Raw genomic sequence first — 20,567 nt, forward strand, 5'->3', positions numbered from 1 at the left:
AGTGGAAGTCGCAAAGCAGAAGGACATTCATGCGATACGCGCATTCTTGATCTGGTGCGGGCTAACAGGTGTGTAACGTGCCACGTCGCCCAATAAGACCGCCCCGACCACGGAATCGATGTGTTTTGGAGCCAATCCGTAGCCGGGCCTTACGCTGCGCACAGCATCTGGGGTGATCACTTCACCAGCCTTCATGTCTTTAACGAAATATAGCGACCGGCGAAACTGCACATTGCCCTGCTCGCTAGATTTGCGCCCGTAGTTCACCTCGCCCAACGCTGACCAGGCGGTTTTGGCACCGCTGCAAAGAGCTACCAGCTCGTCAGGCTCGAGGGAGAAGCTATCGTCTGGCCCACCTCCCGTCCGATCGAGCGTGAAATGCTTTTCAATAATGCTCGCACCTAAAGCCACGCTGGCAATAGCGGTAGTGTTGTCGAGGGTATGGTCCGACAGGCCTGTCACGAGGCCATGGCGGGCGATCATGTCTGGGATGGTGCGCAGGTTATAATCCTCGGCCGGGGCCGGGTAGCCGCTCACGCAGTGAAGCAACGCCAGCTCTCTACAGCCTCCGCCACGGGCGGCATCCACCGCCTCGGCGATCTCTTCTGCATCAGCCATTCCCGTGGAAATAATCATCGGCTTACCGGTAGCCGCAGCATAGCGGATTAGCGGCAGGTCAACGGCTTCGAACGAGGCAATCTTGTATGCGGGTGCGCCGAGATCCTCCAGCATGTCGATCGCGGTCGTATCAAACGGCGAACTGAAAATGGTAATACCCACCTTACAAGCGCGATCGAACAGCGGCTTGTGCCATTCCCAAGGAGTGTGAGCCTCCTCATAAAGCTCATATAGCGTACGCCCGTCCCAAAGACCGCCCTTGATGCGGAAATCCTCGGCGTCACTATCGAGCGTGATCGTGTCGGGCCGGTAGGTCTGAATTTTCAGCGCATCTGCGCCCGCTTTCTTGGCTGCTTCGATAATGCGATATGCCTGCTCTAAGTTTCCGTTATGGTTAGCTGACATTTCCGCAATGACATACGGTGCATGGGCGCTACCGATCTTCCTTCCGGCGATTTCGAACTCAGTCATCTTGCTTCTCCAGCCGTATCAGGTAGCGATGCCCCCTAAAGCGAAAGTAGGCGGGAAATCGATCAGGGTCACAAACGCGTATCAGATCAAACTGCTCGGCGATTGTCTTAAATGGGTCTATTTCGCTGTCATCCGGCGTGCGGCGGGGAAAATAGGAAATGCCGTCCATTGCTTGCTGCTCAGGCACGACGGCATCGAAATTATCCAAAGCAAAGTTCATGAGTTCAACTTCAGCTTCAAATAGCAGATTGTTTATTTCGTACCACAGAGCGTGTTTAGGGACAGGAATATAAACCTGTTTCCAGATCCGTCCGCTATCAACTTTATCTTCCGCTTCGAGCATCGAAAGTGTGATCCCTTCAGCTCCATTCAGGAGTTGCCAAATATGAGGACTCCAGCCCCGCCCCTGAGGAAGAGCGCTTGCATGCAAAACCAAGCAAGCCCTGTACTTGGCTCGGTCTTCTTTCTTAATCAGCTCGCTGCAGGAGATGAGGAACAGCAAGTCTCCTCCGGCACAGTCTTTTTTACTCCGTACTATTTCGACTTCGAAGCCTTCAGCTATATTTGCATTCCAACGGCTGAGATATTCGTTCACCGGGTGCGAAGCGTCGCTGCATAACACTGTAATCTTCATTGTGCTTGCCCCAGTAATTGCGTCGCCACCCGCTCGGCTCCCAAACCGTCGGTCACCTTACTTGATATGCGGCTCTGATCAGCCAATTGGGTTGAACAATCTTGAGCGGCCAGTCCACAGAGGACCCTCCCTATCGTCGCGTCGTCAGCAAGAGTGGCGGCGCCGATCTGACCCAACTGACTTGCGATGACTTCTTGGTTGGTGGCGACTACAAACTGAATCGTTGGTAATCCCAAGCAGCATCGCTCCCATGAGGTGCCGCCTGCAGCACCGATCGCCAAGTCGCTTTCGGTCATAAGCCGCGCCATATCGGTAACGCCGACGCGCACATCTGTTGCAATACGCATTTTGCTGGCACGATCCTGTATTGTAGCGAGCCATGGCGCTTGCGGCCCCATTACCACGGTGAGCTTCAATTTCGAGGGCAAATCGGAGGCTTCAATTGCGTCGAGCACGCGGCCCGTCGCATTGTCCCTGTCAATGCCGCCCATGGTAATAAGCACATGACTAAGCTCAGGCGCTTTGCGCCGTGCAAGGCTCTTGCCCCGATACTCGGCGAATTCAGGCCGCAGCAATGCATATTGTGGCCCTAGAAATGTCTGCACTTCAGAACCAAGGTACTCGGCGTAATCTCCGCGCATTCTTCCAAGTGTCGGATCAAGCAGCAGGTCGCAATCGTGAGGCCGATCAGCCAGGTCGTCTATCACCATCAGTCGCTTGCACGCCGGGCGCAGGGCGCGTTCCCAACGGCGATCGATTGCATAGTGATCGACTACTAACCAAGCCGCCCGCTCGCCAGCGAGCAATTGTTGCGTTTGCTGCGCATCTTCGCTCCATTCCACTCCCAGCCATGCGGCATGGGCTGTATCGTCCTCCGACATGTCACGAGAATTCGGCGGCGGCGGAAGGACGCGTAACTGATGCCCTCGCTCGACAATCTGCCCGAGCAGATGGCCGCAATGTTCGCGGGTGATGAAAAGCGTCCTCGCCCCGCGCTCTCGCAAGGAATCTGCAAGCGTCAGGCAACGCATGACGTGCCCGGTGCCGATTTCAAGCGAGGCGTCGGTACGGAACACGATCAGTGGGCAGGTAGAAGCCGGATCCATCATTCGGAAGCGTCTGTTTCGCTTCGGTTCAGGGTTTCAAACATCAACTCGGCGCGCTCCCAATCTTCGGGGGTATCGATATCCTGAACGCGGTAGCGCGGCAAAATGACAGGCACGCTGTTGGCCCCGAAGAGCGGCACGTTCTGTTTCCAAGAAGCAGCTCTGCCCCAGTAGAACTGTCCGGCATCATGCCAAGCCTCCTCTAGGTCTTGTGATCGTGTCTGCTCATGCTCGGGTTGGAACATCGCCATGCGCTGATCGGGGCCGATCTGCAGTGCGCGCTGGATCGGAAAGGCGTAACTGGTGACCGACAAGGCATAGTCTGCATCGCAGCCCTGCAGTGTCTTCAATCCGCGGCGCAGATCTTCTACTTCGAGAAACGGAGCAGTCGCATAAATGCAGCAAACCTCTTCGGCTGCCTCATTTTGCTCGGCGAGCCACTGCACAGCGTGCGCGATAACAGGAACGGTGCCACACTGGTCATTCGAAAGCTCAGGGGGCCGGACGAAGGGAGCCTCGGCCCCCTGCGAGCGGGCCACCTCTGCAATCGCGGCATCATCAGTGCTTACTATCACGCGATCGAAGCAGCCGCTTTCAACCGCGGCGCCGATCGACCAAGCGATGATCGGCTTACCGTGGAAAAGACGAATGTTCTTGCGCGGAATACGCTTACTTCCGCCCCGTGCGGGGATGATCGCAATCCTCATGCTGCTACAACTTCGCGCAACGCCCCCACTACCCGATCCTGGTCCTCATCGCTCAGCGATGGGTGCATGGGAATGCTGATCGCCTCGCGATAATATTGTTCGGCCTCAGGATAATCGCCATCTCTAAAGCCGAACTGCCGGTAGTAAGGTTGTGTGTGCACGGGTATGTAGTGCAAATTCACAAGAATCTGACGTTCGCGCAGATATTCGAAAACCTCTCGATGGCTCCGGCCAATCTTGTCCAATTGAAGACGTATAACGTAGAGGTGAAAGGCAGAGTAAGATTCAGGATTCTGCCAAGGTTGCGCAATTGGCAAATCCGCAAGCAGGTCGTTGTAACGAGCAGCGATTTCATGTCGGCGCGCCACAAAATCGCTGAGGCGCGAGAGCTGGCTGACACCCAGTGCGGCTTGCAGATCGGTCATGCGATAATTGTACCCCAGCGCCACTTGCTGATAATACCAGGGACCATCCATGGGCCCCTTCATCAGGTCAGGCTCTCGGGTTATACCATGGCTGCGCAACAGGCCCAGGCGCGTGGCCAGATCGTCATCGTTGGTTACTGCCATGCCGCCTTCGGCAGTAGTTATGATTTTCACTGGGTGGAAGCTGAAGACGGTGATGTCGCTATATCGGCAATTTCCGATCGGCTCGTTTCTGTAGGATCCGCCGATAGCATGGGAGGCATCCTCAATTATCCGGAAGCCATATTTGGCTCCCAGGGCATGAATGGCGGCCATGTCGCACGGTTGGCCGGCCAGATGTACCGGAACTACAATTTTCGGCAGTCGGTCCGATTTCTCGGCCTCGATCAGCTTAGCTTCCAGCGCATCGGGCGAAAGATTGTAAGTCTTAGGATCGATATCGACGAAGTCGACGCTGGCGCCGCAATAGAGGGCGCAATTGGCCGACGCAACGAATGTATTGGGAGTAGTCCAAAGCCAGTCGCCAGGGCCCAGATCCAAAGCCATGCAGGCGATGTGCAATGCGGAAGTGGCGCTGTTTACCGCCACGGCATGGCGCGCATTCACCACTCGCTTAACGCCATCTTCAAAGCGATCGATCGCAGGCCCTTGAGTGAGGTTGACGGACTGCAATACGCTTACAACTGCGTCAACGTCGTCTTGATTGATGTCTTGTTGACCGTACCTAATCACCATTGAAGTCCAACCGTTTTCATAGAGAGTTGATAGGGCGCCGGCGGGCGCCGAATAGAATTTTGAGGTATGCAACGCTCTTCCAAAAGAGCACCACTAGCATCGCAAGCAACACCCCCATCGGCACCGCATATGGACGAGAAACATGAGTCAAAGCTAGCGTGCCCATGACAAAAACCATCAAGCCAGCGACATGACTGGCGATGATCGGTCTATCGCGCCCCATTGCGTAGAGCGCGTAATGGGGCACCATGCCAAGCGAGTAAGCGATCATTGCTGCCACTATCCAATGATACAGACCCATTTGCGCAATGTAGATTTCGCGTCCGATCCAAGCGAGGAGACCTGGAAGCGCAAGGGAGCTGCCGACGGCAAAAAGCGCACTGGCTCCAAGGGTGTATACAGCCATTCTATAGACTTTACGATGCATCTCTTCGACCTTCTGTTCGCCGCCGAGAACGATTAGCTCAGGATAGCGAAACGAAAAGATCGCTGCATCAAGGAAGACACTTAGCACGCTGGAAACCCCGAAGAACAGAACATATGCCCCGACTACCTGGATATTAGCGAGATCTTGTAGCCAGAAACGATCAATCGTCTGAATTGCTCGTATGGACAAAGTAGCTACAAGAAAAACCCCGCTGACGCGTATACCTTTCGTGATCCACGCCCAATCGACGGACTTGCGCCACCCTCCGAGCCGCATCCGGCGTAAGGTCCATAGTCCGGCTATAGCAGCAAGCGTACCTGCGCCGGCCCATACCGACATCACGAAGTAAAGATTGCGCGCGTCTTCGCTCATGCCCATTGATGCGGCAACCGCGATTGCCCAGCTGCCTTGGCGAACAAAAAGAAGCGCGCTGGCAGTAATCTGTTTTGAAAAGATGATCAGTAAACGAAAAATTTCCTGATTTAGGTGCTCCAGAGCCAAGATTGGAAGAAACCACCATAACAGTTCTTTCGGAAGGCCGACCTGAGGAAGAATCCATAGAGCTGCAGGTGACAACACCACATAGACAAGGCCTACAAGGGCTGCTTGACTCTTGAGCATGTGACCTTGCGTTTCGCGTTCTACGAGCACAATCTCTCGCGTAGTGTAGACGTAAAGGTCGAGACCGAAACATAGAAGCGCATAGCCAATTGCGGCGGTGAAAAGACCATATAGACCGAGGGCGGCGGCATCTAAATATTTTGCCAAAATGAACACGAGTGCAAAACGCGTGCCGAGAGTTGCTGTTCTAATTGCGACATTGAAAACGGGAACGACCGTTTGAAAAGTTGGGCGGATCATCGGAGCATAAGGCTTCTGGGAGTAGCCAACAAAAACGCGATCTTCCGCACCATCAGCGGGCACCGAACCCTGTAAGCATGGTCTTAATCGTCCGTCCGACTACGATGAGATCGATCCAGAATGAGAAATGCTTGATGTAGTAAAAATCGAAATGAAGTTTTTCGGTCACATCTTCCACATTTGCGACATGGCCTTGGTGGACTTGCGCCCAACCGGTAATGCCTGGCCGTACTATATGTCGATAGGGATAGAACGGAATCTCCCGCTCATACCATTGAGAAAGGACCAGAGCCTCAGGTCGTGGACCAATCCACGACATTTCGCCCTTCAAGACGTTAATTAGTTGGGGCAACTCATCAAGGCGGCGCTGGCGAAGAAAACGGCCAACCCTAGTGATGCGCATATCCGCGTCTTTCGTTACCGCAGCCTCTAAGCTCTCGGATGATTCAGCCTGTGAGGAAACTGGTGGAGGCGCGACCGTCATCGTCCGCAGCTTGAAAACCTGAAAAGGCTTGCCGCGATATCCCACCCGAGTTTGACGGAAGATTGCCGGGCCAGGAGAATCGAGCATTATAATGATAGCCACGACGGCGAAGAGTGGAAAGAGCAGCATTATTGCTATCAGTGCAAGAGCCCAGTCGGCGACGTGCTTCACTGTCATCCACGCATACAGCGGACTCAGTGTACCCAGGCTGTTTTCTGATAAGTGTTTGATCTGAACCTTGCCGGTGATCGATTCTCTTAGATGTTTCAGATCGTATACGGGCACCCCTTCAAGCGCGAAGGCCGCCAAGCGGCGCTCCCACTCGCTTGATAAATTACCCAACAAATCGACACTTATGGCGTCAATTCCCTGACAATCCGCATCAGGGCCCTGCAAGATACGCCAATCAACATTGGGAATTGCGGTCAGATCCTGATAATATCCTTCAGGCACCACACCGATACATAGTTTGACTGTCTTTCTTAGCATAGCATACAGAATTGTAAGCAGAACGAGGTTAGTCACAAAAGTGCTGGCAATAAGCAGCCTGCTATACGGCAGTCGCAGCATAAGTAGAATAACTATCAAAATGCCGTAACAAACTGCCAGGCTAGGAAACGTATAAGACGACTCTTCGACACCCGGATAACGTCCCAAACTTTTAATAAGAAGTATTCCCGACAAAGAGGCAATCAAACATCCTAGGCCTGTGAAAACTGTTATTTCGGCACTTGATGGTTGTGCCATAGGAAGATACATTAAGATTATCGTCTGCGCCAATATGGATGCTGACACCAAACTAGCTTGGTACCCTCGCCTTAAAAATATAAAATTCCTTGGAAAAGAGACATCCATAATTTTTCTTAAACCTTTTAGAATTGAAGGTAGTAAAATTACAGGAATTTGAAGGCGCCACACTGATTGGTTCCAACGATAAAGAAGCGCAATCCTGAATTTTCTTTCCGGGTTTTAGGTATTAAGCCAAGCCCCCGGAACTCCTCCTTTAGTACATGTAAATGTTGTCGATCCCTTTTGTGGCGCTGCGTTATGGAGAGTGTCCCCTGTCAGCCAAGTGCCGGTACTTGGCGGAGCCGTAACTGTACAGGCCTGCCGATTGTCAAAATATGGCCTGATATCGTTGGCGTCCGCGATTGTGTAGACTGTGGGATGTGTATAATGAGTGGTACGCCCAAGCCCTGCCTTCACTCCATGCGGATGGAATAGGACCTGTATCCACGACATGCGCGCCTGCAAACGGATAGCTGAGGTCATCAGGCACCATTCACCGTCGCGCCATGCTTTGGCAAAACCGTAAGCTACATAGTCACGTGAGCCGCCGGATGGCGCGCCGTCCACCCGTATACTTGCGTAGGGATCCACAGGCAGGCCATTGTCGGGAAGGCGCTTAAACAACCATGAAATTACGACCCATTCGCCCACCTCACCAGACAAAGTGGCGCGTCGCTCGATAAAGGTCCGGTTAGAGGTAGAAAAAGTGTTCACAGGCATGGCGAGACCGGTCTGCGGATTTGTTTCGCGTTCAACAGTTTGCCCTAATCGGTCTTCCGCTGATGCTGAAGCTGAAGCCAGGATCGGAGGGTAGAGTGACCAACTTGTGCCTTCAGGTTGATCCATACGACAAAAGCCGTAGGTGGCAGTATCGACTGAATTATTAAGTGCGCTAGCGTCATCACCACCGGTAAGGGAGAGGGGGAGCTTGTGCGTAACATATGGCCAGTAGGGATCGATGCACCTGCCAAGACCGCAGAACTTAAGTAAAACCTTGTGTTCGATATTATCGTAATTCAGCACGCCGTAGTTATTTGGACCCACACAATATGGCCCTACGATATCCCGCAACTGGACGCATGCACTGCCCACATTGGCTTCAAAATAGTTCCCTCTGACCGAAACATCCCGGTAGGCGCCGAAAACGAAGACTGCATCCCGCGTGGCTTCTAGAATGTTATTCTCGATGGCCACATCATGCCCAGAAATCGCGATCCCTCCTTGACCGGCTAGATAGCCATTTTGTCCAGCTTTGTTGTTAGTGAAGCGGAAAGCGTTGAATTGGGTTTTACCGAGGCTCCGCACGATCCACCGATTACGGTTTATCACACAATTATCGATCAATACCGCTCCGACGGCATATTCTCCCCCCACACCCTTATAACTATCGAATGCCGAATGAAAACCGTGGATACCGAGTTTACTAAAGCTGTAAGCGTAAGGGAATGCGCCCTGCACCTCCCATCCAAAAGCGCATTCGGGCTGCTCGCCTTCTTCAAGCGTAGCGAGGTTGAAGCTCTCGGCATAGAAAGCGCCATCGCCGCCCTGCGAAACAAGGAAACGGATCGCAGTTCGGCCACTATGCACGGGAACCAGAGTGGATGGACACTTTGTCCCGGGCCGGAACCTTCCAGGATAGACTTTTCGCGTGCCGGTGCCGATAATATGGACGCTGTTATATGGAATAACTATTTCGCGCGTAACCTTTGAGGCACCATGCGGAAGGTGCAGCGTGCCCCCCCCGATGAAACCGAGATAAGCTAGTGCCGCCTCCCAAGCATCGGTATCGTCTGTGGCGCTAGCGATCGATCGTGATTGCTCAACGTCGAATTTGGCACCAAACCACTCTAAATGTATGCCGCCATCCACAGCGCGTTTCCACACGCCTCGAGCACCGTTTGGATCGTGAGTTGAGGCGACATAGATCCCTTGCCGCGGGTCGGCTTCCACCGCCTCGCTAAAGTCACCGAAATGCCAATGAAAAATACCTTCGCGCCCCTCCTCCAGTAGCAATACCGAGCCTTGCCGGGGCTTACGGACGAGAAGCTGGTTGCGGTGCTCAAGATGGCATTGATTTGCCTCCGAGCCCGACGCCTTGCTTGCAGGTAACCCAGCACTGGCGCTCGCAGCAAGAGCCTCGAACGACGCCCTCCGTGTTAGACCCTTATTCACGCATCAATCTCTTTTGCTTACAAGTCATTTTAGCGCTTTGCTCATCATCCCAAACCTGTAGAGACGGCGCCGTTATCCGACAGACGAGGCGTAGTCATTGGTGCTCTTTTTGATGGAGCGCGCTTCAGGCTTGTAAGTAACACCCTGCTTGTCGCAAAGGGGGAATTGATGACCCTTGTACGTGTGAACAGTTCGACCACCATTTCAACTAGCGCCGAACGGCTATGGCAAAAGCGCAACCTGCTTATCGCGGTTGCGGTAGGGGCCGCAGCTTTCGTCTTCTACAACTTCGTCCTTTATAATTATTATTACGGAGATCCGGCCCATTATCAGAGATATTACGACTCTTTGATAGGGCGGGATGTAATCTGGGCGCTTCGATCACAGAGCGACTACTTAGGAAGCTCCGAGCTAATTTATCCAATTGTCGCGTGGATTGGGTCGAATGCATTAATAGAACGTTATGTCTTGATGGCTGCAATTGACGGAGTCATGTATGCAATAATCTTTAATACATTGAGAATGTATAGGTGCCATCCTTTATTCATCGCTCTTTTTCTAACAAACTTCTATGTTATAGTTTTGGCAACATCAGCCGAACGATTGAAATTTGCCTATATCTTTCTTTTCCTAGCGTTGATGACCGTGGGACGAATAAGGCTAGTATGGGCAGCTTTGGCGCCGTTAGCTCACTTCCAGTCACTCATTACGCATGGCTCGATTTTCATCTGGCATTTCTTCTCTCACCTTTCAGCAAGGATGAAGGTGGCTATTGGCGCAGGAACGGCCATCGGCGGTATTGCGCTGCTGTACTTTTTCTCCACTGCGCTGCTCGCTAAATTTGCTAGCTATCAAGGTCAGGGAGGCTTGCTCGACATTCTTTCGGGGTTGGCTTTGTTTGGTATAGCGTTGGCTATTTTCCACAACCGAACAAGGATTTTTGTAACGTTCGCTCCACTCATCGGTCTTACATTCGTCCTGGGAAGCGAAAGAATGAATATGGTGACTTTCACCACATTTATCTACCTGTGCTTGGTTGAGAATAAAACAAAGCATCCGGCGGTTTTGGCGGTAATGATCTACTTATCTGCCAAATCGTTCGGTTTTATAGATAATGTGCTAAAATATGGTAACGGCTTTGTGTAAGAGGGGTTTGCTTCGCGATAAGCTTACACTCAGCTTGGAGCCCAAATTAAGCTAGCGCGCCATTTAAGCATTAGGGCTTTTACACTTAATAAATAAATTTGGCGCACTTACGAAGATTAAAAACCTGCCTTATTGCGTGTAAATTCGGAGCGTCTTACCTCCGTAGCGCTCTTCTCTCCTACCTAAATTAGGCCACAAGCCGCCCTGAAACGATGGCGCCTAACACCAATTGTAATCGATAGGCCCTTCAACTCCATTATCGCCTAAATTAAGGAGGCAGGAAGCTTTCTATTTGAGGCAGCTAAGCATTTCCCAGAATGCTGCCTCTCTCTTTTAAGTGGATCAATTCTCGTACGATTAAACGAACTAGCCGCTATCCTAAAACTTTCGTTCCGACCTCGGTCGATTTGTCTTCACCTCCGTCGAATCGTTACGCACAATCTAAACTGTCAGGAACCGCTCCTTTTCAAGGGTTATTCTGCACCGGGCGGGTCGGGTCGCCATTTTGCGCTGCCCTCGGTGCGGCACCACTGGCTGGAAGGAGAGGTGAGCTGCCCGCCATTGGCAAACAGCGTGTAGCTGACCTGCCGGCATTCTCTCTTGCCGTAGGTTACCGGGTCGCTGACGAGTACATAGCCGCGCTCGCCGTCCTCACGCCAGAGTTCGGCCTCGCCGCTACGCAGGGCGCGGGAAGTTTCCCGATCGACCGAACCCGGTCTCGGACCGCGGAAGGTCGGCGTGTCTCCCGGCTCGGGCGGGCCGGGGAAGTTGAATGTCTGTTCGATCGTGTCGACAACACCCGAGGCTGCGGCGGCCTGGTCATCCTGCCTGTCGGTGGATTCGCTGTCGCCGCTTGCTTCGGGGTCGGCTTCGGCCACGGTATCGTCATCGACGAGAATGCCGCCCCATAGAAAGGGCTCATCATCCTCTGGGGCCGCAGCTTCGGCCTGCTCGGAGCGATCGGCCCTTACGAATTCGTCGTTCTGTTCGACGTCGTCGGCAAAGAGGTAGAACGCGAGAGCGCCGGTCGCGAGCGCGGCCCCTGCGAAAAAGAGGATGAGCCATCCGCCCAGTCGCTCCCTCCGCTCGAGCTCCGCCAGCTCTTCGGCGGAGAAACTCTGCGGCCGCAGAGGCGCGGCGCCCTCCAACGATGGCGGGCTTTCACCATCCTGATGCTGGAATTTCTTCACCTCGCCCGCCGACTGCCTTCTCTACCTGATATCGAAACGACTGATTGTCCCCCGCAACAGTCTCTCTTACAAATGGCCGCGAATGACAACGCCCTACCATCCCCCGGTCAAATACTCGGTCCGCATCGAAGGGCATCGAACCTCGATCAGCCTTGAACCCGTGTTCTGGGAGTTGTTGCAGAAGGCTGCCGCCCGGCGCGCCATCGCGGTCAACACGCTGGTCGCCCGCATCGACGCGGAACGGATCCGGAGCGACACACCTCCGGGACTAGCCGGCGCTATTCGCGTGTGGCTTGTCGCTTCCGAATTACGCCCCGCACACGAAAAGGACGGCGAAATCGCTTCCGCCGTCCATTCCGATCAAGAACTGTCGTCCTGACTTAATATTTTGCGGTCGCGTCGCTAGCCGGATAGGTTTCATCCAGCGCTTCGTCGGTCGAACTCATGCGATCGTGCGAAGCTGTTGCATCGGAACCTGCGTTGCGGAAGCTGCCTTCCGGTTCGCCGCCCGCGAAGGCCACACCGTTCTGGTCAACCTTGTTCTTTTCGTAATAGCGATAGCCAGCGTAACCGAGTGCGCCGAGTGCTGCGAGCTTGATAATCATGTCTGCTTCCCTTTCGGATAGATGTTACCAGACCAACTGCCGGAGCCGCCGAAAGGTCCGCAAATAATCGTCAATCGTCGCCCACACGTTCGATATCAGCGCCAACCAGCTGAAGCTTCTCTTCCAGCCGCTCATAACCGCGGTCGAGATGGTAGAGACGGCGCACCGTAGTCTCGCCTTTTGCGGCCAGGCCGGCGATCACCAAGCTCATCGAGGCGCGCAGATCGGTCGCCATGACTTCGGCGCCGGTCAGCTCGACCGGGCCCTTCACGATGGCCGTGCGCCCGGTGGTCTCGATATCGGCACCCATGCGCGCCAGTTCGGGAACGTGCATGAAGCGGTTTTCGAAGATCGTTTCCTTCAGCACGCTGGTGCCTTCGGCCTTGCAGAGCAGGCTCATCAGCTGCGCCTGCATGTCTGTGGCAAGGCCCGGGAACGGCGCGGTGGTGAGGTTGTAGGCCTTGAGCTGGCCATGGGCCGCGACCTTCACGCCTTCCTTCACCGTTTCCACCTCGACACCGATGTTGCGCAGCGCGTGCAGCGTCGAACCCATGTCGCCCGCATCGGCGCCGCGGAGGAGCACCTCACCGCCTGTGATCGCGGCCGCGCAGGCATAGGACCCCGCCTCGATCCGGTCGGGCATGACGCGATAGGTGGCGCCATGCAGTGTCTTCACCCCGTGAATGGTGAGATCCGATGTGCCCACACCCTCGATCTCGGCGCCCATCGCGGTGAGCAGATTGCACAAATCGACGATTTCCGGTTCGCGCGCTGCGTTGCGCAGGAGGCTGGTGCCGTTGCAGAGTACGGCCGCCATGATCGCATTCTCGGTCGCGCCGACGGAGACCACGGGAAAATCGAATTCGCCGCCGGGAAGGCCGCCATCGGGCGCGGATGCCTTCACATAACCCTGTGCCAGCTCGATATTGGCGCCCAGCGCTTCCAGCGCCTTCAGGTGAAGATCGATCGGGCGGTTGCCGATGGCGCAGCCGCCGGGCAGCGATACGGTCGCCTCGCCCGTACGGGCCAGCAGCGGCGCCAGTACGAGAATCGAAGCGCGCATCTTGCGCACCAGATCATATGGCGCGACCGAACTGGTGATCCGCATCGCTTCGAGCGTGACGTTGCGGCCGAAATCTTCGGGTCGCTTGCCGGGAATAGTGTGGCTGACACCGAATTGCGTCATCAGATGCTGGAAACCGTCGATATCGGCCAGCCGCGGCAGATTGCGCAGCGTCACCGCTTCCTCAGTCAGCAGCGCGCAGGGTATCAGTGTGAGCGCCGCGTTCTTCGCGCCAGAGATGGGAATTGTGCCGGAAAGGCGGTTGCCGCCGCGTACGATGAGTTTGTCCATGCCCTGCCTTTAAATGTCTCGGGGCTGCTGACAAGCGTCATGCTGCTGTCATCCCTCCCCTTCAAGTCCCTACGAACCGTCCCGCAATTGACCTGTTCCAGCCTTGGGCTTACTTCGAAGAGACATGAGCCAGCGTAAACCGATCAAGAAAGCCGTATTCCCCGTAGCGGGTCTCGGCACCCGTTTCCTTCCGGCGACAAAGGCGGTGCCCAAGGAATTACTCCCCATCGTCGATCGTCCGCTGATCCAGTATGCGGTCGACGAGGCGCGCGAGGCAGGGATCGATCAGATCATCTTCGTGACCGGTCGCGGGAAAACCGGCATTGAGGATTATTTCGACCTCGCCTTCGAGCTGGAAACCACCATGGGCGAGCGGGGCAAGGACATGGGCGTTCTCGATCCCACCCGCGCTACGCCGGGGGACATCATGTCGGTCCGGCAGCAGGTTCCGCTGGGCCTCGGCCATGCGATCTGGTGCGCGCGCTCCATCGTAGGCGACGAACCCTTCGCGATCTTCCTGCCCGACGAGCTGATGATCGGTGAGCCCGGCTGCATGAAGCAGATGGTCGATGCCTATGAAGAAGTGGGCGGAAACCTGATCTCGGTGCTGGAAATCCCGGAGGAAGAAGTTTCGAGCTATGGCGTCATCAAGCCGGGCAAAGACGTGTCCGACACGCTGACCGAAGTCACCGGACTGGTGGAAAAGCCGCCCGTGGCCGAAGCGCCGTCGAACAAGATCATTTCGGGCCGCTATATTCTCCAGCCCGAAGTCATGCGCGTGCTGGAAGATCAGGAAAAGGGCGCAGGAGGCGAAATCCAGCTGACCGACGCCATGGCCAAAATGATCGGCACGCAGCCGTTCCATGCAGTGACCTTCGCCGGCAACCGCTACGATTGCGGCAACAAGACGGGCTTCGTGGAAGCCACGCTCGCCCTTGCGCTGGAGCGGGACGACATGGGCGCCGAAGTCCGCGCTATCGCCGAAAGGCTACTGGCCGAATAGAGCGTATTGCCTTCATCACGGAGCCATAGAAAAGGGGCCGGTCCGCAAGTGCGAGCCGGCCCCTTTCTTGTTTCAGCGTGGGAGTATCAGGCGCCGCCGCAGGCTGCACCTTCCGCTGCGCAATCCTCATCGCGGGTCGCCTTGAACTCGTCACCTTCGGTCCAGTTGGGCCAGCTGGTACTCATGCCCATCATCCGTCCCAGCCGATAGAACAGCTGGAGATCCGCCATCACGCCCGACCAGTCCCAGTTCGGATCGTATTCGTCCTTCGGCCCGTGATAGCGATTGTCGCGGTAATCCTTTGCGATCTTGCCGCCGGCTTCGGTGCCGCCCTCGATCAGATCCTCTCCGCCATCGACATAGAGCATCGGCACACCGCGCTTAGCGAAGGCGAAGTGATCCGACCGGTAATAGGAGCCCGCTTCCGGGTTCGGGTTGGGCGTCGATACGCGGCCATCGACCTTGAGCGCTGCCTCGAGGAACTCGTCGAGCTGCGACTTGCCCGGCCCAACGACGGTCACGTCCTTGCTGGGCCCGGCGATCAGGAAGGCATCCATATTGATCCCGCCCACGGTCTGCGACAGCGGGAAAACCGGATTGGCGGCGTAATAGTCCGCACCCAGCAGGCCCGACTCCTCGGCCGTCACTGCCAGAAATACCAAGCTGCGCGCAGTAGGGCCTGCCTTGGCCTGCGCTTCGGCAAGCGCGACCAGCGCCGCCGTACCCGTGGCATTGTCCACCGCGCCGTTGCAGATATCGTCACCATCGTCGGCAGGCGTGCAGCGGCCGAGGTGATCCCAATGCGCGGTGTGCATCACATATTCGTCAGGCCGCTCGGTGCCCGGCAGGATACCGATCACATTTTGCGATTCGAAGGTGCGGATGTCGTTGCGGAAACTGGTCGAAGCGGTGAGGCCCAGCGGAACGGGCTTGAAGCCTTTCTTCTTCGCGGCAGCCGCAAGCTTGTCGAAATCCTTGCCCGCGGCCTTGAAGATATCCTTGCCGGCCTGGTTCTGCACCCAGCCGTTCATCGTGGTGAGCGGCGGCGCATTTTCACCGCGCTGCGCATAGGCCTGCGGTCCCGACCAGCTGCTTTCGACGACATTCCATCCATAGGATGCCGGTTCGGTATCGTGAATGATGATGGCGCCGACCGCACCCTGACGGGCAGCCTCTTCATATTTATAGGTCCAGCGGCCATAATAGGTCATCGCTTTCCCGCCGAAGGGGCCATCGAGGCTGGTCGCCCCGAAATCGGGATCGTTGACGAGGATGACGGCGGTCTTGCCGGTCATGTCCACGCCTTCATAATCGTTCCAGTCCTTTTCGGGCGCATCGATGCCGTATCCCACGAACACCAGTTCGCTGTCTTCGAGACTGGTCTTCACGTCTTCCTTGTAAGAAACGCCTACCCAGTCATCGCCATAGACCAGCTCCACCGGCTCGCCATCGGGTCCTGAAATGGTCAGCGGAGCGAAATCCTTCCCGGTGATTTCCACCAGGGGGACCTTCTGGGTCCAGCTGCCATTGTTGCCCGGCTCCAGCCCGACTTTCTTGAACTGCTCGATTAGATAGGCGACTGTTTTCCGCTCACCCTCCGTACCCGGCATGCGGCCCTCAAATTCGTCAGAAGAAAGCCGCTCGGTCACGGTTTTCATCGTCTCTTCCGAAATGTCACCGCTGGCGATTTCCGGAATGTCGAGGCCCGGGACACCGCCCGGTTCATCGTCGATGGCGGTGTTGCAGGCGGCGAGCATGAGCGCCGTCGCTGCAGCGATGGTTTTGCGGATCATCCTTGAGGCAACCTCTCTTTGTGGATCTCGTGGCGGCAGCTTCTGCACCGGGCGCCGCGCGTGCGCAAGCTTGCCTCGCTCCTTGCGCGATGCCGCATGCTTGGGCAGAGCCTTCTCGATGGCTGCCGATTGGACCGATGCGTTGAAGCGCGCGCGCGATCACGCGCCTTTTCTGGCGCGTGGCTTGGAAAGGCACGAAGAGATCGCCCGGCTGCTGGCTGACGGAGCGGCAGACGATGCGCTTCACCTGGCGAAAGCAGCAGGCGCCGGGATCGACGACATCGGCGTGGCGCTGCGGCGTGAAAAGCGCGCCTTGGGGCTGGTACTCGCAATCGGCGATCTGGCCGGGGCATTCGATCTCGACAAGGTGATGCGCGAACTTTCCCTGTTCGCCGACCGGTCTCTGCACCGCGCGATCGAGGCAGCGATCCTGCGCCGCGTCCCCGATGCCCAGCCGCAGGGGCTGATCGGCCTTGCGCTTGGCAAGCATGGTGCGGGCGAGCTCAACTATTCCTCCGACATCGATCCGATCCTTCTTTATGACCCGGAAACACTGCCGCGCCGCGAGCGAGACGAGCCAGGTGAAGCAGCCCAACGCTACGCCCGCGAAGTGGTGCGCCTGCTGTCCGATGTGACGGCAGAAGGGTATGTCTTCCGGGTGGACCTGCGTCTCAGGCCTGCCTCCGAGGTAAGCCCGCTGGCCATTCCGCTGGACGCGGCGATTACGCATTACGAAAGCAGCGCGCTGGCATGGGAGCGGGCCGCCTTCATTCGCGCGCGCGCCTGTGCGGGTGACATTGCGGCGGGGGAGGCGTTTCTCGACCACATCCGCCCCTTCGTGTGGCGCCGCAGCCTCGACTTCGGGGCGATCGACGAAGTGCGCCGTCTCACGCACCGCATCCGTGACAAGCAGACCGGGCCGCGGGAGCCGGCGCCGGAGTATAACGTCAAGCTGGGCCGGGGCGGGATCCGCGAGGCGGAGTTTTTCGCCCAGACTCATCAACTGGTGCATGGCGGCCGTGATCCGTCGCTGAGGCGCAAGCATACGCGCGCGGCGCTCGATGCGCTGGCGGCGACCGGCAGGATCGGTGCCGACGATGCCCGCGCGCTCGGCGAGAGCTATGACGGTCTGCGCCGCATCGAACACCGGCTGCAGATGGTGGCCGACCAGCAGACCCACACGCTTCCCGCAGGCGAGGCGCTGGACAATGTGGCGAGGCTGGATGGCTATGCCGACGGCGCGGCCTGGCTCGAACATATCTCTCGTCTCACCGCCCCGGTGGCGCAGCGGTATGACGCGCTTCTGGCTGAGGATGAAGTCTCCGTGCCGGTCGATACGCCTCACGTGGTGGCAGATGAGCCGAAGGCCTCGCTCGCGCCCGAGCTGGTCGAACGCGTTACCGAATGGACCGACGGACGCTACGCCCCGCTCCGGAGTACCGCAGCGCTGTCCGCTTTCGAGGCGATCCGCCCGAAATTGCTGGCATCGCTTGCCGCGTCTCCAGAACCGGAACGGGCGGTGACGCGCTGGGAAAGCGTATTGCAGCGCATGAGCAGCGCCATCAATCTGTTCCGCCTGCTCGAAGCGCGGCCCGGCCTGATGCAATTGCTGGCCGATTGCCTGACTCTGGCACCACCGCTGGCGGATGCGATCGCTCGCAGGCCCGAACTGGTCGATGCGCTGATCGATCGCAGTGCGCTCGACCTGCCCGGCAGCCGCAGCGATCTGGCCGAAGCAATGGTGCGGTCGGAACGCGGCGATACTTATGAGGATAGGCTCGACCGGATCCGGATCGTGACCGGCGAAACGCGCTTCGCCCTGGGCGTCCAGCTGATCGAGGCAGCGCACGACCCGCTCGACGTCGCCGCCGCGCTGTCGCGCGTGGCTGAAGCTGCGATCGCGAGCGCCCAGAGTGCTGCCGAAGAAGAATTCGCCAGCAAGCATGGCCGGATCGAAGGCGGAGAGCTTGTCGTCCTTGGCCTTGGCCGGCTGGGGGGCGGGGCGCTGACCTATGCATCGGACCTCGACATCATATATGTGTTCACCGGCAGCCATGATGGCGAAAGCGACGGTGAACGGCCGCTCGGCGCCACGCTCTATTTCAATCGCCTTGCACAGCGGGTGAGCGCGGCGCTTTCGGTCCCGACGGCGGAGGGCGCGCTTTACGAGGTTGATACGCGTTTGAGGCCGCAGGGCGCGCAAGGGCCGCTGGCGGTCAATCTGGAGAGTTTCGCGCGCTACCAGAGGGAGGACGCCTGGACGTGGGAACACATGGCGCTGACCCGGGCCCGCCCGCTGACCGGGAGCGCTGAGGCGATCCGCAAGGTCGATGCTATCCTTACCGATGTGTTGGGCGCAGAGCGGGATGCCGCCACTCTCAGGGCTGATCTTCTGAAAATGCGCAGCGAGATGGCAGCGCACAAACCGGCCAAAGGACCGCTGGACGTCAAGCTGCTGCGCGGCGGTCTCGTTGATATCGAGTTCCTCGTTCACTTCCTCCAGCTGCGCGACCGCACAGGGCTGACACCGGCGGTCGACCAAGCACTGGCGCAAATCCCCGAGCTGGCGCAGCTTGTCCCGGCCCATGTCTTGATGACGCGCCTGCTGGTCGGTACGCGCCTGCTCGCACCCGACCTCGCCATACCGGCAGCAGCCCAGCAGGCTATTCTTGCCCGGCTATGCGAGGCCGACAATTTCGACAGCCTTCTTGCGCGCCTTGGCGATCAGCGCTGCGCGGTTGCGCAAGTGTGGCACGATCTGTTCGACGAAAGACTGGAGCTTGATTAATGACGACCTATGCCGAAGGCGATGCCTTTCCCGATTTCTCGATGGAAACGCCCGACGGGGGAACGGTGACCAGGGCCGATCTGGCCGGAAAGAAGGCGGTCATCTTCTTCTACCCCAAGGACAACACGCCTGGCTGCACCACCGAGGCGAAGGATTTTACTGAACTGAAGCCCGAGTTCGAGGAGGCAGGCACCTACCTGCTCGGCGTGAGCAAGGATTCGGCCAAAAAGCACCAGAACTTCATCGCCAAGCACGATCTGACCGTCGATCTGGCCACCGATGCGGAAGAAGCCGGTCTTTCAGACGAACTGGGCGTGTGGGGCGAGAAGAAGAATTACGGGCGCACTTATATGGGCATGATCCGTTCGACCTACCTGCTCGACGAGGACGGCACGATCCTGCGCATCTGGCCCAAGGTCCGCGTGAAGGGCCACGCAGAAGAAGTTTTGGCCGCCGCGCAGGACGCATGACTTCGCTTTCCCGCGCTATTCGTGATGTCTTGCTGACGGGGGACAAGACCGCGAAGGTCTTCGCCACGCGCAAGCTGGCTCGCGACTGGCGTATGGGCAAGCTCGCCTTCTGGTTCGATTGCGCGATGCCCGATCGGCCCGAATGGCCCGCCAATCTCGAACTGCGGCTGCCGAAGGACATGCCGCGGCGGGGCAAGGGCGGGTCCGAGAAAGGGCGTCTCGCCCTCTGGCATTCGCTGGCCCATATCGAATTCGTCGCCATCGACCTTGCTCTCGATATGGCCGGCCGGTTCGGCGAATCGATGGGTGAGGAGTTCGTTTCGGACTTTCTTTCGGTCGCAGCCGACGAAGCTATGCATTTCGCGCTGCTGGACCGAAAACTTGATTCGCTGGGCTCTACCTATGGAGCGTTGCCTGCTCACGACGGGTTGTGGAGTGCGGCCAAACACACTGCCCACGACGTTGCCGCACGCCTTGCGATCGTCCCCATGGTGCTGGAGGCGCGGGGGCTCGACGTCACCCCCGCCACTCTGGAGCGGGTTCGCGCGCAAGGTGATGAAAACGGGGCGAAAATTCTTCAGCGAATCCTTGACGATGAAATTCGCCACGTGGCGTTCGGCGCCAAGTACTTTCGCGAAATCTGCACGGCGCGTCACGAGAACCCGCCGGAATCATGGCGAAATTTGGTCAAAATCCACTTTTCGGGGGGTCTGAAGCCACCATTCAACGACTCAGCGCGTTCGGCAGCCGGTTTATCGCGGGACTTCTACGCAGGTATTGTCTGATTAA

General features: G+C 57.3%; 18 protein-coding genes. 6 read left to right on the forward strand and 12 right to left on the reverse strand.

Going from position 1 to position 20,567, the window contains the following annotated elements; all coding sequences use genetic code 11:
* Positions 1 to 27: 27 nt before the first annotated feature.
* The 8 genes from pseI to ACYQ0G_RS08260 form a co-directional block, all read right to left on the reverse strand.
* Positions 28 to 1,089 carry a pseudaminic acid synthase gene (gene pseI, locus ACYQ0G_RS08225; RefSeq protein ID WP_460101534.1) on the reverse strand — a complete coding sequence of 354 codons (1,062 nt, stop codon included), beginning with the start codon at positions 1,087 to 1,089 and terminating at the stop codon, positions 28 to 30.
* Positions 1,082 to 1,723 (reverse strand): formyltransferase family protein, encoded by a 642-nt coding sequence (locus ACYQ0G_RS08230; protein WP_460101535.1) that lies wholly within the window; start codon positions 1,721 to 1,723, stop codon positions 1,082 to 1,084. The genes pseI and ACYQ0G_RS08230 overlap by 8 nt, the downstream gene beginning before the upstream one ends.
* The gene (gene pseG / locus ACYQ0G_RS08235) at positions 1,720 to 2,832 is read right to left on the reverse strand and encodes a UDP-2,4-diacetamido-2,4,6-trideoxy-beta-L-altropyranose hydrolase (RefSeq protein ID WP_460101537.1); all 1,113 of its coding nucleotides are present in this window, start codon (positions 2,830 to 2,832) and stop codon (positions 1,720 to 1,722) included. The genes ACYQ0G_RS08230 and pseG overlap by 4 nt, the downstream gene beginning before the upstream one ends.
* The gene (gene pseF / locus ACYQ0G_RS08240) at positions 2,829 to 3,536 is read right to left on the reverse strand and encodes a pseudaminic acid cytidylyltransferase (RefSeq protein ID WP_460101539.1); all 708 of its coding nucleotides are present in this window, start codon (positions 3,534 to 3,536) and stop codon (positions 2,829 to 2,831) included. The genes pseG and pseF overlap by 4 nt, the downstream gene beginning before the upstream one ends.
* A complete protein-coding gene (pseC, locus tag ACYQ0G_RS08245) occupies positions 3,533 to 4,768 on the reverse strand; it encodes a UDP-4-amino-4,6-dideoxy-N-acetyl-beta-L-altrosamine transaminase (protein WP_460101541.1) in 1,236 nt (411 codons plus the stop codon). Before pseC ends, pseF begins: the two co-directional genes overlap by 4 nt.
* Positions 4,713 to 6,047: a lipopolysaccharide biosynthesis protein gene (locus tag ACYQ0G_RS08250; protein WP_460101543.1), complete on the reverse strand. Its 1,335-nt coding sequence runs from the start codon at positions 6,045 to 6,047 to the stop codon at positions 4,713 to 4,715. The genes pseC and ACYQ0G_RS08250 overlap by 56 nt, the downstream gene beginning before the upstream one ends.
* Entirely contained in the window at positions 6,037 to 7,227 is a 1,191-nt protein-coding gene (locus tag ACYQ0G_RS08255) for a sugar transferase (protein WP_460101544.1), read from the reverse strand. Before ACYQ0G_RS08255 ends, ACYQ0G_RS08250 begins: the two co-directional genes overlap by 11 nt.
* 210 nt (positions 7,228 to 7,437) lie before the next feature.
* Positions 7,438 to 9,270: a hypothetical protein gene (locus tag ACYQ0G_RS08260; RefSeq protein WP_460101546.1), complete on the reverse strand. Its 1,833-nt coding sequence runs from the start codon at positions 9,268 to 9,270 to the stop codon at positions 7,438 to 7,440.
* A gap of 327 nt (positions 9,271 to 9,597) precedes the next feature.
* Here ACYQ0G_RS08260 and ACYQ0G_RS08265 point away from each other — a divergent pair, with 327 nt between their 5' ends.
* Positions 9,598 to 10,575, forward strand: a complete 978-nt coding sequence (locus tag ACYQ0G_RS08265; RefSeq protein ID WP_460101547.1) for a hypothetical protein — start codon at positions 9,598 to 9,600, stop codon at positions 10,573 to 10,575.
* Positions 10,576 to 11,048: 473 nt separating this feature from the next.
* Here ACYQ0G_RS08265 and ACYQ0G_RS08270 read toward each other — a convergent pair whose 3' ends face one another.
* Positions 11,049 to 11,765: a hypothetical protein gene (locus ACYQ0G_RS08270; RefSeq protein ID WP_460101549.1), complete on the reverse strand. Its 717-nt coding sequence runs from the start codon at positions 11,763 to 11,765 to the stop codon at positions 11,049 to 11,051.
* 82 nt (positions 11,766 to 11,847) lie between these two features.
* On the opposite strand from ACYQ0G_RS08270, the gene ACYQ0G_RS08275 reads away from it, so the two are divergent.
* The gene (locus tag ACYQ0G_RS08275) at positions 11,848 to 12,144 is read left to right on the forward strand and encodes a ribbon-helix-helix domain-containing protein (RefSeq protein WP_460101551.1); all 297 of its coding nucleotides are present in this window, start codon (positions 11,848 to 11,850) and stop codon (positions 12,142 to 12,144) included.
* A 1-nt stretch (position 12,145) separates the two neighbouring features.
* Here ACYQ0G_RS08275 and ACYQ0G_RS08280 read toward each other — a convergent pair whose 3' ends face one another.
* Together ACYQ0G_RS08280 and murA are read right to left on the reverse strand one after the other, a co-directional pair.
* Positions 12,146 to 12,370 carry a hypothetical protein gene (locus ACYQ0G_RS08280; protein WP_460101553.1) on the reverse strand — a complete coding sequence of 75 codons (225 nt, stop codon included), beginning with the start codon at positions 12,368 to 12,370 and terminating at the stop codon, positions 12,146 to 12,148.
* A gap of 70 nt (positions 12,371 to 12,440) precedes the next feature.
* Entirely contained in the window at positions 12,441 to 13,724 is a 1,284-nt protein-coding gene (murA, locus tag ACYQ0G_RS08285) for a UDP-N-acetylglucosamine 1-carboxyvinyltransferase (RefSeq protein WP_460101555.1), read from the reverse strand.
* A 124-nt stretch (positions 13,725 to 13,848) separates the two neighbouring features.
* On the opposite strand from murA, the gene ACYQ0G_RS08290 reads away from it, so the two are divergent.
* Complete coding sequence (locus tag ACYQ0G_RS08290; protein ID WP_460101557.1) at positions 13,849 to 14,727, forward strand: UTP--glucose-1-phosphate uridylyltransferase; 879 nt, start codon at positions 13,849 to 13,851, stop codon at positions 14,725 to 14,727.
* A gap of 86 nt (positions 14,728 to 14,813) precedes the next feature.
* Here ACYQ0G_RS08290 and ACYQ0G_RS08295 read toward each other — a convergent pair whose 3' ends face one another.
* Complete coding sequence (locus tag ACYQ0G_RS08295) at positions 14,814 to 16,520, reverse strand: M28 family metallopeptidase (RefSeq protein ID WP_460101559.1); 1,707 nt, start codon at positions 16,518 to 16,520, stop codon at positions 14,814 to 14,816.
* 118 nt (positions 16,521 to 16,638) lie between these two features.
* Here ACYQ0G_RS08295 and ACYQ0G_RS08300 point away from each other — a divergent pair, with 118 nt between their 5' ends.
* From ACYQ0G_RS08300 to ACYQ0G_RS08310, 3 genes are read left to right on the forward strand one after another with little or no spacing between them, the layout of a single operon-like run.
* On the forward strand, positions 16,639 to 19,308 hold the full coding sequence (locus ACYQ0G_RS08300) for a bifunctional [glutamine synthetase] adenylyltransferase/[glutamine synthetase]-adenylyl-L-tyrosine phosphorylase (RefSeq protein WP_460101560.1): 2,670 nt from the start codon (positions 16,639 to 16,641) through the stop codon (positions 19,306 to 19,308).
* Positions 19,308 to 19,778, forward strand: coding sequence for a peroxiredoxin (locus ACYQ0G_RS08305; protein ID WP_460101562.1), 471 nt, complete (start codon positions 19,308 to 19,310; stop codon positions 19,776 to 19,778). Before ACYQ0G_RS08300 ends, ACYQ0G_RS08305 begins: the two co-directional genes overlap by 1 nt.
* Positions 19,775 to 20,563, forward strand: coding sequence for a ferritin-like domain-containing protein (locus tag ACYQ0G_RS08310; protein WP_460101564.1), 789 nt, complete (start codon positions 19,775 to 19,777; stop codon positions 20,561 to 20,563). The genes ACYQ0G_RS08305 and ACYQ0G_RS08310 overlap by 4 nt, the downstream gene beginning before the upstream one ends.
* Positions 20,564 to 20,567: the final 4 nt, after the last annotated feature.

The organism is Qipengyuania triglochinis, from assembly GCF_054655615.1.